The 13,959-nt window shown below is 60.2% G+C and carries 13 protein-coding genes; 11 read left to right on the forward strand and 2 right to left on the reverse strand.

What is annotated here, in order from left to right; translation table 11 throughout:
* The first annotated feature begins 315 nt into the window (after positions 1-315).
* The 11 genes from LB555_RS02115 to LB555_RS02165 all read left to right on the forward strand — a co-directional run bounded on the left by LB555_RS02115 (position 316) and on the right by LB555_RS02165 (position 11,865).
* On the forward strand, positions 316-411 hold the full coding sequence (locus LB555_RS02115) for a pyrroloquinoline quinone precursor peptide PqqA (protein ID WP_140620309.1): 96 nt from the start codon (positions 316-318) through the stop codon (positions 409-411).
* Between the two features lie 116 nt (positions 412-527).
* Positions 528-1,466, forward strand: coding sequence for a pyrroloquinoline quinone biosynthesis protein PqqB (gene pqqB, locus LB555_RS02120; RefSeq protein ID WP_140877229.1), 939 nt, complete (start codon positions 528-530; stop codon positions 1,464-1,466).
* Positions 1,463-2,221 carry a pyrroloquinoline-quinone synthase PqqC gene (pqqC, locus tag LB555_RS02125; protein WP_140877227.1) on the forward strand — a complete coding sequence of 253 codons (759 nt, stop codon included), beginning with the start codon at positions 1,463-1,465 and terminating at the stop codon, positions 2,219-2,221. Before pqqB ends, pqqC begins: the two co-directional genes overlap by 4 nt.
* Complete coding sequence (gene pqqD, locus LB555_RS02130) at positions 2,218-2,514, forward strand: pyrroloquinoline quinone biosynthesis peptide chaperone PqqD (RefSeq protein ID WP_140877225.1); 297 nt, start codon at positions 2,218-2,220, stop codon at positions 2,512-2,514. The genes pqqC and pqqD overlap by 4 nt, the downstream gene beginning before the upstream one ends.
* On the forward strand, positions 2,511-3,632 hold the full coding sequence (pqqE, locus tag LB555_RS02135) for a pyrroloquinoline quinone biosynthesis protein PqqE (RefSeq protein ID WP_140877223.1): 1,122 nt from the start codon (positions 2,511-2,513) through the stop codon (positions 3,630-3,632). The genes pqqD and pqqE overlap by 4 nt, the downstream gene beginning before the upstream one ends.
* Positions 3,633-4,582: 950 nt before the next feature.
* Positions 4,583-5,578 (forward strand): glycosyltransferase family 2 protein, encoded by a 996-nt coding sequence (locus LB555_RS02140; RefSeq protein ID WP_140620300.1) that lies wholly within the window; start codon positions 4,583-4,585, stop codon positions 5,576-5,578.
* Positions 5,500-7,365 (forward strand): ABC transporter ATP-binding protein, encoded by a 1,866-nt coding sequence (locus LB555_RS02145; protein ID WP_224682201.1) that lies wholly within the window; start codon positions 5,500-5,502, stop codon positions 7,363-7,365. Before LB555_RS02140 ends, LB555_RS02145 begins: the two co-directional genes overlap by 79 nt.
* Before the next feature lie 4 nt (positions 7,366-7,369).
* Positions 7,370-8,593: a glycosyltransferase family 2 protein gene (locus LB555_RS02150; protein WP_140877219.1), complete on the forward strand. Its 1,224-nt coding sequence runs from the start codon at positions 7,370-7,372 to the stop codon at positions 8,591-8,593.
* Positions 8,590-9,969 carry a glycosyltransferase family 2 protein gene (locus LB555_RS02155; protein WP_224682202.1) on the forward strand — a complete coding sequence of 460 codons (1,380 nt, stop codon included), beginning with the start codon at positions 8,590-8,592 and terminating at the stop codon, positions 9,967-9,969. Before LB555_RS02150 ends, LB555_RS02155 begins: the two co-directional genes overlap by 4 nt.
* The gene (locus LB555_RS02160; protein WP_140877215.1) at positions 9,887-10,627 is read left to right on the forward strand and encodes a class I SAM-dependent methyltransferase; all 741 of its coding nucleotides are present in this window, start codon (positions 9,887-9,889) and stop codon (positions 10,625-10,627) included. Before LB555_RS02155 ends, LB555_RS02160 begins: the two co-directional genes overlap by 83 nt.
* Complete coding sequence (locus tag LB555_RS02165) at positions 10,624-11,865, forward strand: glycosyltransferase family 4 protein (RefSeq protein WP_224682204.1); 1,242 nt, start codon at positions 10,624-10,626, stop codon at positions 11,863-11,865. The genes LB555_RS02160 and LB555_RS02165 overlap by 4 nt, the downstream gene beginning before the upstream one ends.
* Before the next feature lie 10 nt (positions 11,866-11,875).
* Here the strand turns inward: LB555_RS02165 and galE are convergent, their stop codons facing one another.
* Together galE and LB555_RS02175 are read right to left on the reverse strand one after the other, a co-directional pair.
* Entirely contained in the window at positions 11,876-12,859 is a 984-nt protein-coding gene (gene galE, locus LB555_RS02170; RefSeq protein WP_224682205.1) for a UDP-glucose 4-epimerase GalE, read from the reverse strand.
* Positions 12,856-13,830 carry a UDP-glucuronic acid decarboxylase family protein gene (locus tag LB555_RS02175; protein WP_140877211.1) on the reverse strand — a complete coding sequence of 325 codons (975 nt, stop codon included), beginning with the start codon at positions 13,828-13,830 and terminating at the stop codon, positions 12,856-12,858. The genes galE and LB555_RS02175 overlap by 4 nt, the downstream gene beginning before the upstream one ends.
* Positions 13,831-13,959 lie beyond the last annotated feature (129 nt).

Consider the following 13,959-nt stretch of genomic DNA (forward strand, 5'->3'; position numbering starts at 1 on the left):
CTTTGACACGCGCATTGCGCGATTCTTTGGCAGGGACCGATGCGCCAGCCGCCCGACTAGCTCGGGCCTTTGGCATGCATCACTGTGAAACGCACGAGGCGTGACCGCATTCATATTTGACAATCGGCTTACCGGTTGCGGCTCGACATTTCACGCCTGTTCGAGGAAAGTTAAGGCTGGTTCATTCGAAAACCGGGCTGGTGATGAAGGAACAACTGAAGCAGCAACACGTTGTAGCCCCCAAGAGTGCCCATTGTCAGGTAATGGCATCGATAGCGTGACCGGCCCGTTCGGCTGGCGCAAGAGGAGAACGGCATGAAGAAGATCTGGAAGAAACCGACCATGTGTCAGGTCGCCGCCGGTTTAGAGATTTCGCGATACCTGCCCGCAGAAAATCCGCCCAAGAAGTAGGCTGCAAATTGCATGTGCCCTTCAACGGCGGCATGCAATGCCTTGTCCGTAGGAAAATTGGACGCGGTTGCTTTTGAGAACGTCCTGCTAGTTCCATAGGGCTTCGGAGCGATGGTATGCTCGTGAAGATCATCGGATCGGCGGCGGGAGGCGGCTTTCCGCAGTGGAATTGCAATTATCGTTTGAGCCGCGCGGCTCGCAGCGGGATGCCCGGCGTTCGTCCACGAACCCAATCGTCCATTGCCGTGTCGGGTGACGGGGCAGGCTGGGTTCTCTTCAATGCGTCACCCGACATTCGCCAGCAGATTGCGCAAACGCCTGAACTGCAGCCGCCAGCCGATGCGCCGCCGCGCTCAACGCCTATCCGCGCCGTGGTGCTGACCAACGCCGACGTGGACCATGTCGCCGGCCTGCTCAGCCTGCGTGAACGACAGCCTTTCGCAATCTACGGAACAGCACAGGTGCTGGAGACGCTGGAGGCGAATTCGATTTTCAACGTTCTCGATCCGTCGATCGTATCTCGGCGCCTGCTGGGGCCAACGGGCGAACTGGCGATTCGCGACGCGTATGGCCGCGAAACTGGCGTTGTGGTCGACAGCTTTCCCGTACCTGGGAAGATCGCGCTCTACCTCGAGCAAAAGGCCGATCCCAGCGCCGATTTCAGTTCCGACAGGGGTGACACAATCGGAGTCCGCATCACTGCGACCGGCAGGTGCGGCGCCATCTTCTACATTCCGGGCTGCGCGCGCATCGATGCCGCCCTGCGCACTCGTGTTGCTGATGCCGCCTGCCTTCTGTTCGACGGCACCGTCTACACGGACGACGAGATGATTATTGCCCGCGTCGGCCAGAAAACCGGCGCGCGCATGGGGCACATCGCAATGTCTGGAGAGGAGGGCTCGATTGCCGGCTTAGCCGATGTGAAAATCGGCCGTCGTATCTTCGTCCATATCAACAACACCAATCCTGTTCTCGACGAGAATTCTGCCGAACACGCGGCGGTCAGAGTGGCTGGTTGGGAAGTCGCCAGCGATGGGATGGAGATGGAATTTTGAGCGATTTCCACGAGGCTGCGAAAGATGGCCTGTCCAGGAGCGAGTTCGAAGCCGTGCTGCGGCAGGTCGGTGAAGAACGTTATCACAACCGACATCCTTTCCATCACAGTATGACCAGTGGCGCTCTGTCGAAAGCCGAAATGCAGGCCTGGGCGCTCAACCGTTATTGCTACCAGGCCGTCATTCCGCGCAAGGACGCCATGATCCTGGCGCGTGCCGAAGATCCGGCGTTTCGCGCCGCGTGGCGCAAACGCATCGAGGATCATGACGGCGACGACGGCTGGAGCGGCGGCATCGCGCGCTGGCTGCATCTGGCCACCGCACTGGGGCTCGAGGCCGAAGCGGTCAGGAGCGAGCGTCTGGCGCTGCCGGCGACCCGTTTCGCGGTGGGCGCCTACCTTTCCTTCTGCACCAACCGTACGCTGCTCGAGGCGGTCGCATCGTCACTCACGGAGATGTTCTCACCCCGCATCATCGGCGAACGAGTGCCGGCGATGCTGGCCAGATACGACTACATTACGCAAGACACGCTGGCCTATTTCAGCTGGCGGCCCGAACAGGCATCACGCGACGCGGACTTCGCGCTCGCCTACGTGCTAGAACATGCCGAGACGGCCGAACGTCAGCAGCAGGCGATCGATGCGCTGGTGTTCAAATGCGACATATTGTGGGCGATGCTCGACGCACTTCAACATGCCTATGGCGCGCCTGGAAACATACCGCCCGGCGCCTTCCGCCCGAAGGCGGCCTCATGACGGGACTGCGCGAAAGAGCCATCGTGTCGTTGCGATCGGCGCCGTCACTGCCGAAGCATGTCCGAATCCAGTACGACCCTGTGCGGCGCGCCTTCGCCGTGCTTTCGCCGGAGAAAGTCTTCTGGCCGGACGAGGTCAGCCTCGACATCTTGCGCCGCTGCGACGGGAGATCCACGGTCGGCCACATCATCGCCGACCTTGCGGCCGACTATGACGCCGGTCAGGATGAGGTAACGGCCGACGTCATCGCCTTCCTGCAGGAATGGTCGGACAAGCTTCTGGTGAAACTATGAGCGAGCCTCTCCTGCCTCCGATCGGCATGTTGGCGGAACTGACGCATCGCTGTCCGCTGCAATGCCCTTACTGCTCCAATCCGCTCGAATTGCTGAAGGCCAATCGGGAGCTCGACACGCGGACCTGGCTCGATCTGTTCTCGCAGGCCGCCGATCTGGGCGTTCTCCAGGTGCACCTGTCCGGCGGCGAGCCGACGCTTCGCCGCGACCTTGAGCAACTGATCGCCGCGCTTTCGTCGCGCGGTATCTACACCAACCTCATCACCGCTGGTGTTGGCATTGCCGAAGGCCGTATCGAAGCCTTTGCCGAAGCCGGTCTCGACCACCTGCAACTGAGCTTTCAGGGTGCCCGTCAGCGGACCACCGACCGTGTCGCCAACCACAGCGGCAGCCACGAAAAGAAGCTGAAGACGGCACACCGCGCCCGCGCGGCCGGGCTGCCACTCACCATCAACGCACCGATCCATCGTCACAACATCGAGGAGGTACCCGAATTCATCGATCTGGCTCTTTCCTTGGGCGCCGACCGGCTCGAGATCGCCAACGTGCAGTATGCCGGCTGGGCGCTGGCCAATCGCGATATGCTGATGCCCGAATGTGGCGCGATAGACCGGCAGGCGGACATCGTCGCAGCCGCGCGCGAAAGGCTCGCCGGCATTATGAACATCGATTTTGTCACGCCGGATTATTTCGCTACATATCCCAAGCCATGCATGGGCGGTTGGGCGCGCGACGCGTTAGTGGTTACCCCGGACGGTACTGTATTGCCGTGCCACGCCGCGCAGACGATTCCTTCACTTCGCTTCGAACGTTTTGGAGCGAAACCGCTGGCCGACATCTGGGCCGCTTCACCCGCATTCAATGCCTTTCGCGGCACCGAGTGGATGCAGGAGCCATGCCGAAGCTGCGAGCGGCGTGAGATCGATTGGGGCGGCTGCAGATGTCAGGCGTTGGCGATTGTCGGCGATGCCGCTGCGACAGATCCGGTCTGCATCAAGTCGGAGGCACACGCGCGCATGGCTGCGCTGGTCGATGAAACCCGGCGCAACGTCGCCAATGCCGCAGGGGACGAAGCTTTCATTTATCGCCGGATAGGAATCGTGAATGACATTGCGTGACATAGGTCCGCGGAACGATCTCAGGAACTCGATGTGAACCAACGCCGGTCCTTCATAGGGTCACGCAGGGCGACGTCAGGATCACCGTCGGGTGGATGGTCGCCATCCGATGGTTCGGCTCGTTCGGGCGAACGCAGCGCTCTCAGATGTCTCCGCGCTTCTAGCCACGCGGACAGCTTGGCCGGCTCGAGCCTTCTCTCTCCTAGGTGCAGGCCCCGCACCTCGCTGCCCCTTGGAGCACGCGTTTCCCGGGCAGAAACGATGGCCGCGCGGCGGGTTTGCTTGATGCGGTGCCATGGCGAACCCTACTCGTCTATTCGAATGACGCCAGTCCACGCAGCCAACAATGCTATAGCGATCGCCTTCGCCCGCAGGAGATAACCATAGCGCCCTCTCCTCCTCTCTCGGCTAACCGTCGCGGCTTGAGTGCGGCTGCGGGTGAGTCCTGTCTCTCATTGCAGCCGTGCCGATCTCTTCCCCGTCGCGCATTGGCGTCGCAAGGCAGGTCGGAGCTTCATGTCGGTCGCTGAGGTTGGCTCGTGAAGACGCGCCAGTACCTCATCAGGATCCCGGTCAGGTTAAAGGCTGCGTAGTAAGACGCCCGCCTCTTGAACAGCCAATCTCAGCTTAGCGGTGGGCGGGACGCCGCGCCGGACGGCGGCGTTCGCGGTAACGGCGCGCGCTGGCGGTTCAAGCGCTGTTTCGGGCCGTAAGAAAAACTGATCCTGCAAACCGGACTTTAGAGATGATTAAATTAGCAACATTGCGCATTGCGGTGTAATTTTGTGTTGCAGTGCAGCATGCCGCCGTGACTCACACTTCCAGGTTCCCGCACGACGGCGTAGTCGGCAGAGCCATCGAGGCCAGGGGGTGCGTGTCGCGGAGAGGCTCGCCGGGCGCCCGGTTACAATGCCTGTCAAGCCAACTGTTTGCGGAGACAACAGAGGCCCATGATCAAAGACAATGCCACGGTGGGCGTCGTGGTGCCGATGTTCAATGCGGAACGAACGATTCGCGCGACCCTGAACAGCATCTGCGGGCAACAATACCAGGCGCTGGACATTGTCGTCGTCGACGACGGGTCGACGGACCTTTCTGCCTCGATTGTGGCCTCCTATGCTGAACAGGATAGCCGTATCCGCCTGATAACGCAGTCGAACGGCGGCGTTGCGAATGCGCGCAATCGTGGAGTTGCATCCACCGATGCGGAGTTCCTGGCGTTTGTGGACGCCGACGATCTTTGGGCCCCATCCAAAATCGCGCTTCAGATGTGCACCTTACAGCAAGGCGGCTCTTCGGCAGGCCTGGCATATTGCTGGTTCGCCGATATAGACGGCGACGGCCGGGTATTCTCATTGCATAACCGGCCCGATGCCGAGGGTCGCGTGCTCCAACGCATGTGCAGGACGAATTTTGTTGGCAACGGAAGTTCAATGCTGGTCCGACGCGCCGCGTTCGAGCGAGCGGGAGGCTTCGACCCTTCCTTGAGGGCCAGGAACGCACAAGGCTGCGAGGACCTGCTGATGTGCCTCAGAATAGCCGAAAGATACGAGTTTCGCGTCGTCCCTCAGTACCTCGTGGGTTACCGGATGACGAACGCCAACATGTCGAGCGATGTCATGCAGATGCTTCGTTCTTGTGAAATTGTCCTTGCCGAGTTTCGCCAGAAGTACCCGCAGTTCGGGGACGATCTCGACGATCATCTGATCGACATGCTGCATTGGCTCGCCGTAAGAGCCTTGATCTCCGGGCGGCTTTCGGCAGCGTATGGCCTGATGAAGAAACTCTTCCTTATGGAGCCAGGGACGGCGATTTCTCGCCTGCCAAGAATGATGGACATTTATTGCCGTGCCAGACTGGTGCCTCGGTGGGTCAAAATCCGAGTGAAAGGGATGCGAAACAAGAACGCCGAGTTCCAACCCCACTACGCAGAGAGCATCTGGTGAGAATGGTCGTGCGATTGCGGCGGCTCTTTCGCCTGGCGGCAGCGCCAGCCTGGGCTGGGCCGACCGTGGTGGGGCTTGGACTGATCGCAGCGGTTCTGGAAGGTACGGGTCTCGTTCTGTTCATTCCGCTGCTGCAGAGCCTGGGAGCCTCGCCGCCACAGCCCGGCAGATGGCAGCCGGTATTTGACAGGCTCCTGTCGCCCATCCCGCATCATTACCTAACCGCCTTCCTGGTCGGAGCGCTTTGCGTCAGCATCGTCCTCAAAAATGCGGTCCATCTCGCCAACACCTGGGTAACCAGATACATCGACGGCCTCGTCGCGCACCGGTTGCGATCCAGGGTTTTCGATCAGACGATAAGTTCGTGCATCGACTACCGTGTCGAGAACAGGCGAACGGACATCATCACGACAATTGCCAACAATACCTGGAAGGTCAGCCAAGGGCTGAGCCTGGCCTACCGGTTGATGGTCTGCCTTTGTACCTTCGGCGTCTTCGTTCTCTTGATGCTATTGATCTCAGTCCGATTGACCTTTTTTTCGATGATTTTCCTGCTTTTCGGAGCAATGGCCATTCGTCTGGCCACGCGGCGCGCTGACGAGACCGGCAAGGCCGTCGTCGAGGAAAACAAGCAGTTCGGCCTCAGGATGTGGGAAAGCATCAATTCATTGCAATTGATCCGTGCCTTCGCACAGGAATCCTACGAGCATGACCGGTTCGTTCAGACATCGGACAGGGTAAGGCGTCGTCTGTTGAGGCTCGACATGCTTTGGGCGACCCCCGGGCCTGTCTCCGAGATCTCGATCACGATCCTGATCGGTGCACTGGTTCTCATTGCCGAATCCGCAAGCATAGGAATCGCGGCTCTCGCCGCTTTCCTGTCACTGCTTTATCGTCTCCAGGGGCCCACACGGGAATTGCTGCAGTCGAAGATTGCGCTGGACGGGCTTGCGGGCGCGATTGACGATGTGGACGAGTTCCTGCGCACAACGCAAACGCCGTTTCTCAGCCAAGGCTATGTGCCGGCGCCTGCACTCAAGACGGCCGTCGAATTTCGCGATGTCTGCTTTCGGTATGCGCCCGATCAGCCTTTGGCGCTGCAGGATGTGTCTTTCAGTATCCCCGCCGGCAAGACCACGGCAATCGTTGGCGAGTCGGGTGCCGGCAAGTCGACCGTCATGGCCCTGCTCTTTCGCTTCATGGACCCGACGTCGGGGGAAGTCCTTGCCGACGGTATCCCGCTTTCAGGTTTCGAGTTGCGCAGTTGGCGCAAGCGGCTGTCGCTGATGTCCCAGGAGGTGTACCTGTTCAACGACACCATCGCGGCCAACATCGCTTACGGCGATTTCGACGCCGGTGAGCACGAACTGCGCCAAGCGGCCCGCATTGCGAAGGCTGACGATTTCATCCGCTCGCTTCCGGAGGGCTACGAGACGCAGATCGGCGACCAGGGAATGCGCGTGTCGGGGGGCCAGAGGCAGCGGATCGCGCTGGCCCGGACCATACTTCGCAATCCCGACATTCTCCTTTTGGACGAAGCCACGAATGCGCTCGACGGCGAGACGGAACAGGCGTTCCAGATCGCCCTCGAGCAATACTCGCACGATCGCACCGTGGTTGTCATTGCGCATCGCCTGTCCACCGTCCAGGCCGCTGACCAGATCATCGTGATGTCCAAGGGACGGGTGGTCGAGATTGGTTCGCCGGATCAACTTCTGAAGCGAGCGGGCCATTTTTCAAAACTTCACGAGTTTCAAAACGGTCGTGTTGCCATGGATGCGAACTAAGGCGATGGGCTACAAGATTGCCGACATCGAACTGTCAAGTCCGCTGGCCCCGATTGAGCTTGCGCCAGAGCACGACGGCGTTGGTCTCATTGCCCGCTGGCAGGGCCGGCTTGTCGGCTTTGAGATGATCGCGCTCGCCTCCGCCGCGATGCTGTCGGCGGAGCGACTGAAATCCATTGCCGATGAACGTTTCGCCGATCGCGTCCTTGTTGAGAAGATGGATCAGGAATTGCTGCGCCGAAGACCGGTTGGGCAATTGCCCCTGCCGAGCCTCTCCATCGCGATATGTACGAAGGACCGCGCTGAACGTCTTTCGAGGTTGCTGGCTTCGCTCGAAAGCATCCGACACAGAACCGCTTTTCCGAGCGTCGAAGTCGTCGTGGTGGACAATGCGTCTGTGGATTCAGCCACACGCGAAGCAGTCGAGCGCTTCGAGGACGTTCGTTACGTGTTCGAACCGAGGCCCGGGCTTGATTTTGCACGAAATGCCGCTCTTCACTCAGCCACGGGCGGCCTGATTGCCTATCTTGACGATGACGTGGTCGTCGACCGCAACTGGCTTGACGGGCTTGCCAAAGCCTGCCGGGACAATCCGGGTGCCGGTGGCTTTACGGGTTTGGTGCTGCCGCTTCGCCTGGACACCGAGGCCCAGATCTTTTTCGAACGAAGGGGGGGATTTGGCCGCGGCTTCAGGCGCAACGAATTCCACAACACCCGTTTCGACAATGCGCTGCACCCGGTAGGGTCTGGTATTCTCGGCGCCGGCTGCAACATGGCTTTCGACCGCACGCTGCTGGTATCGCTGGGCGGTTTCGACGAAGCGCTCGATACCGGAGCACCGCTGCCTGGCGGTGGCGATCTCGACATTTTCTATCGCGTGCTGCGTTCAGGCCGGGCCATGATCTATGAACCGGAGTATGCCGTTTACCACGAGCACCGCGACACGATCGACCAATTGAGACGGCAATATTGGACATGGGGACTTGGTATGATGGCCTTTCTTGTCAAAAGCCGTCGGACCGACGGAGAGCTCAGGGCACGTCACCGTGCCATGGTTTGCTGGTGGTTTTTTGATCGGCTGAAAGCGCTGGCGCGGGCCGGGCGCAAGCTTCAAGGTCGTGATTTTCGTTTCGGAATTGCAGAGTTGTGGGGCGGAATCTACGGCCTTTCAGGCGAATATGATCGCTCACGTGTCCGCGTGCAGAGGATCCGGGAGCAGTACCGGTGAATGGCGACGCCTTCCGTGTCAGGCAAATCGATCTCGGCTCTCCCTATGCGGACGCCGATGCGGGAGATACCCCTTCGCTATCGATCTTCTGGTGGAAGGACTTGCCGCTGGGAATGCGAGCGTCCTTGCCTGACGAATTGCCCTACAGCGAGGCAAGTCTGCGGCAGTTCGCGGCGGAATTTTCGGCAGCACAATTGGCTGCCCGCAGCATCCCACTGGGAGCCCCCTTGCGGGCTACCTATGAAGGATCGCCAAAATCCGCGCTGTCTTTGACCGCGGCGACCGGTGCGGAGGACCTTGTCGACCGCCTCGATGACCTCGCGGCTGCGTCTTCCGCGTCGGCCCAGCACATCTCAGTCGTAATTTGCACGCGCGATCGCGGCCCCGCCCTGGCGGTGTGTCTTCAAAGCATTGCAAGGCAACGCAGCGCCCCTGGCGAGGTCATCGTCGTCGATAACTCCCGCGACGCCAACGCTCGTCCGGTATGTGTCCGATTCCCTGACGTCCGTTACGTTCATGAGCCGCGCCCCGGACTGAGTGTGGCCCGAACCGCCGGCATCCGAGAAAGCCATCAAGACATCATCGCGTTCACAGACGACGATGTCGAGGTCCATCCCGGCTGGACTGCCGAAATCGCGCGTGCCTTCGAAGAACGGGACATCGAGGCACTGACCGGCTTGGTGCTGCCAGCCCGGCTCGATACGATCGCCCAACGCCGTTTCCAGTTCGACATGGGCGGTTTTGGGTCCACCTTCGTGCCGCTTCTCTTCGACCACCGCTTCTTCGAAGAGACCCGGCCAAGCGGAGCGCATGTCTGGAAAATCGGCGCTGGAGCCAACATGGCCTTCCGGCGATCGGCCTTCGATCGGGTAGGCTCGTTCGACGAGCGCCTCGGCGCCGGTGCTGCCGGATGTTCCGAAGATTCGGAGCTATGGTACCGGCTGCTGGCCGCAGGAGGGACTTGCCTGTATGAACCTCGCGCCGTTGTCTTCCATCATCATCGCCGCGACTGGCCGGGCTTCAGGCGGCAAGTAAGAGCCTACATGAAGGGCCACGTCGCAGCTCTTGTCACGCAATATGACAATTTTGGCGATCGCGGAAACATCGATCGCATCTGGAAGCAGCTGCCCGCATATTTCTTGAGAACATTCGTCAAGGCGCTTTTCGAAGGCCCTCCCGGCAGGACCAGTATCCTCGCGGCGGAAGTCGAAGGCTGGCTGGCGGGTCTTCAATTCCTCGTCCGTTTCGGCTGGCGAAAACGGCGAACATCAAATTGGCTGAGGAACAAAACCGATGATCAGCAAGGCACCGCTCGGACAATTTCTGTCCCGGAATCCCTTTCCAAACGCTCTGACGGACGGGCTTTTCTACCGTGAGAAGATGCGCGCAATTCATCGCGTCGCGCCCGCGGCGATCGACGGGCCAGGCCGGATACTGGAAATTGGAGGCGGGCGCAGCGGGATGGCAAGTATCCTCTATCCGAATGCTGAAGTCGTTAACCTCGATCTAGATCCCGAGTTGGGCAACTACCAGCCAGATTGGGCGAGGTCGACCTTCGTCTGCGGCGATGCCTGTGACCTCCCCTTCGCGAATGACCGTTTCGACGTGGCGACGCTCTTCGACGTGCTTGAACACATCGAGGATGACCGTAGTGCCGCACAAGAGGCCTTGAGGGTCGTGCGCCCAGGCGGGTATGTTCTTGTCTCGACGCCACATGCGGAGTGGCATTACCCTTATTTCCGCTTCATGAAGCCCTATTGCCCGCATGAAAGCGAACTGATGCAGGAATGGGGTCACGTCCGGCGCGGCTACCGGGATCCCGAACTCGCAGCGCTCTTCGACAGTGCGCCGGAACGCCGCGCCACATTTATCAACCCGGTGACGGCACTCTTTCACGACATCGCGTTTTCTCGTTTCGGACGCCGTCGCCGCAAGATACTTTACGCTCTAGCGGCGCCGATAACGGCTGTCGGATACGTGCTGCACCAACGCTCAACACGCGGCACGGAGACGGCTTTTTCCTGGCGCAAATGAATTTTTCGGGGCATTTGATGGGCCGCCGCTCTTCCCTCGTCATCGCCCTCTTCCCATGGGGCGACGTCGTGGAGGAATTCCTCGATCCGATAGGATTGCGGCTTAAGGATTTCGTCGAACAGATGACTGGCGGCTGGCTCTTCGGTTACGCCTCCGCTCTGCAATTGGCCGGGCATAGGCCGGTCATCGTGTGCGCTTCCGAGCATGCTTCGCAGGTAGAATGCCACTACCATGCCGGCACGGGCGCGCCGATCTGGATCGTTCCCGGCGCGCGTGCGCGTCAAGGTCACTCCGCAGCGGCTCACAGTCTGCGGCGCTGGTCCGCGACGCCGCTCCCGGCATTCCGGAAGGTGCTCGCCCGGTCGCAATGTGATGCAATTCTCGTTCAGGAATATGAATATACGCGGTTCGATGCGCTTGCCTGGCTGGCAGTCCGTATGCGGATTCCGCTCTATGCAACGTTCCAGGGCGGCGACCGGACGCTCTCCTGGATAGAGGCGATCGCCAGGCAGGCTTCTCTCCGTGCCTGCAGCGGCCTGATCGTCGCATCGGCAGCGGAGCGTGAACGCCTCGCCAAAGCTTACCCGCACATCGCGCTCAACATCGCAAATATCCCCAACCCCATCGATTCCAGCGAGTGGACAGCGATCGAACGTCAGCAGGCGCGGCAAGACCTCGGTCTGGCGAGCGGGAACTTCGTCGTGGTCAACCACGGACGCATCGACGTTCGCCGTAAGGGGCTGGATGTGCTCCTGAACGCATGGTCCCTCTTTTCCGGCGATGCTTCGTCCGAACTGGTCATCATCGGCTCGGGGCAGGACCGAGACGCTTTTGCCAGGCTGCTGAGCGAGGCCGCACTGCCGAATGTGAGATGGCTTTGCGACTATACCACGGACCGGACCTTGATACGGCGTTGGCTTTCGGCGGCGGATGCCTATGTCACAGCGTCTCGCACCGAAGGTATGCCCGTTGCGCCGTTGGAGGCGATGGCCTGCGGCCTTCCGGTCGTTGCCACCGACGCACAGGGCCTACCCGACATCTTGGCAAACGGCGAGGCATCCGGCGGCCTCATTGTTCGAAGGGACGAGCCGGCGGCCATTGCACAGGCGCTGAAGAAAATTTACGACGATCCGATTATGCGAGAGCGCCTCGGACAGGCGGCGCGAAAGCGGATAGAGGGAAATTTTTCGCTCGGCGCGGTTGCTGGCGCTCTTGATCGCTTGCTGACCGCGCGGTAGCCCACATGCGCTATATTTGTTTCAATCGGCTGCGATACCAAGCCAGTGCTGTCTCGACGATCCTGTCGATGCCCGATTGTTCGGGCACCCAACCGAGTTCCCGCTCGGCCTTGCCGGCCGCGGCAACAAGCGCTGGCGGGTCGCCTGGCCTGCGCGGTCCGTAGGCCACCGGAAGCGGTATTCCCGAAGTCCGGCTGACGGCGTCGACCAGTTCGGCCACCGTTGTACCGGCTCCGGTTCCGAGGTTGTAGACGTGGACGCCCTTGTCCCGGAGAAGCTTCTCCCCTGCCAGGACGTGGGCGCGCGCGAGATCGACAACATGGACGTAGTCCCTCACGGCGGTTCCGTCGCGGGTATCGAAATCGGCTCCGTTGATGACGAAGGTGCGGCCTGGCCTCACTGCCGCCTCTATGGCCAGCGGAATGACATGTGTTTCCGGTTCATGCTTTTCGCCGATTTCGCCGTCGGGGTCGCATCCGGCCGCATTGAAATACCGAAGCACGACCGCATTGAGGCCACGAGCAAGCGAGATATCCTCGACCATTCTCTCTATGATGAATTTGGACCAGCCGTAGGGATTGATGGGCGACTGCCGATGCGTTTCGTCTATCGGAGACCGCGTCGGAATCCCAAAAGTTGCGCAGGTGCTCGAAAAGATCAGCTTGTCCAGGCCGGCCTTCAGCATTTCCTCGAGCAGGACCAGGGTACCGAAACTGTTGTTTCGGTAGTAAAGTTCCGGCCGCTCGACTGACTCGCCAACGTAAGCGTAGGCAGCGAAATGCGCCACGGCGTCCGGCCGATACCGGTGCAGGGCGGCCGCCACAGCCGCGGCGTCGGAAATATCCGCCTCGATCAACGGTCCCCATTTCACCGCGTCGCGCCAGCCGCGCGAAAGGTTGTCAAAGGCAACAACCGACCATCCAGATTCCGCGAATGCCTTGCAGCAGTGCGACCCGATATAGCCGGCCCCGCCAGTGACCAGGACCGTCTTCATTCGGCTGCGGCGGGCCGAATGTGCCCAGATGAAACCACGTCCTCGAAATACGCAATGGTCTTGGCAAGGCCAGCACGCAATGCAGTTCTTGGCTTCCATTTGAGTTCGCGGGAAGCATATCGGATATCGGGCTGCCGCTGCTTTGGATCGTCGACGGGTAGAGGCGAAAATCTGATCTTCGATCGGCTTCCGGTAAGTTCGATCACCAGATTTGCGAGCTCGAGCATCGTGAATTCCGCCGGGTTGCCGAGATTGACAGGACCGGTGATGTCGTCGGCAGTCTGCATAAGACGTACCAGACCGTCGATGAGGTCCTCGACGTAGCAGAATGAACGCGTCTGCTGGCCAGTGCCGTAGACCGTTATCGGCTTGTTTTGCAGCGCCTGCACGATGAAATTGGAAACGACACGACCGTCGTCGGGACGCATCCTTGGACCGTAGGTATTGAAAATGCGGGCTACCTTGATCTTCAGCTTGTGCTGTCGCCAATAGTCGAAAAACAGAGTCTCGGCACATCGCTTGCCTTCGTCATAGCAGGAACGAGGGCCAATCGGGTTCACTCTGCCCCAATAGCCTTCCAATTGCGGATGAACTTCAGGGTCGCCGTAGACTTCGGAGGTGGACGCCTGCAGAATCTGTGCGCGAACCCGCTTGGCCAGTCCGAGCATATTGATCGCGCCATGAACGCTGGTCTTGGTCGTCTGGACGGGGTCGGACTGATAGTGGACGGGGCTCGCCGGACAGGCGAGATTGTATATTTCGTCAACCTCTACGTAGAGTGGAAACGTCACGTCATGACGAATAATCTCGAACGATCGGTCATCGAGGAGATGAGAGACGTTTCTGCGGCTTCCTGTGAAGAAGTTATCTGCGCAAACTACCTGATGGCCCTCAGCAAGGAGCCGCTCGCACAAAAATGAGCCCAGGAAACCTGCGCCGCCTGTCACCAGGATTTGTTTCGCCTGCTGCATTTTCAGGGTCTCCGGCTTAATCTTAGACAGGACTAATATATTAAACTGATGCAGGGCCATATGCCACCGGCCTGCTTTCAATTTACGTTACGGGCAAGACATTGTTCTCGATGGACCAGGGGCTGCGAT

It is taken from the genome of Mesorhizobium sp. BR-1-1-10, from assembly GCF_020165595.1.
In the GTDB taxonomy this organism is placed as follows: Bacteria; Pseudomonadota; Alphaproteobacteria; order Rhizobiales; family Rhizobiaceae; genus Mesorhizobium; species Mesorhizobium australicum.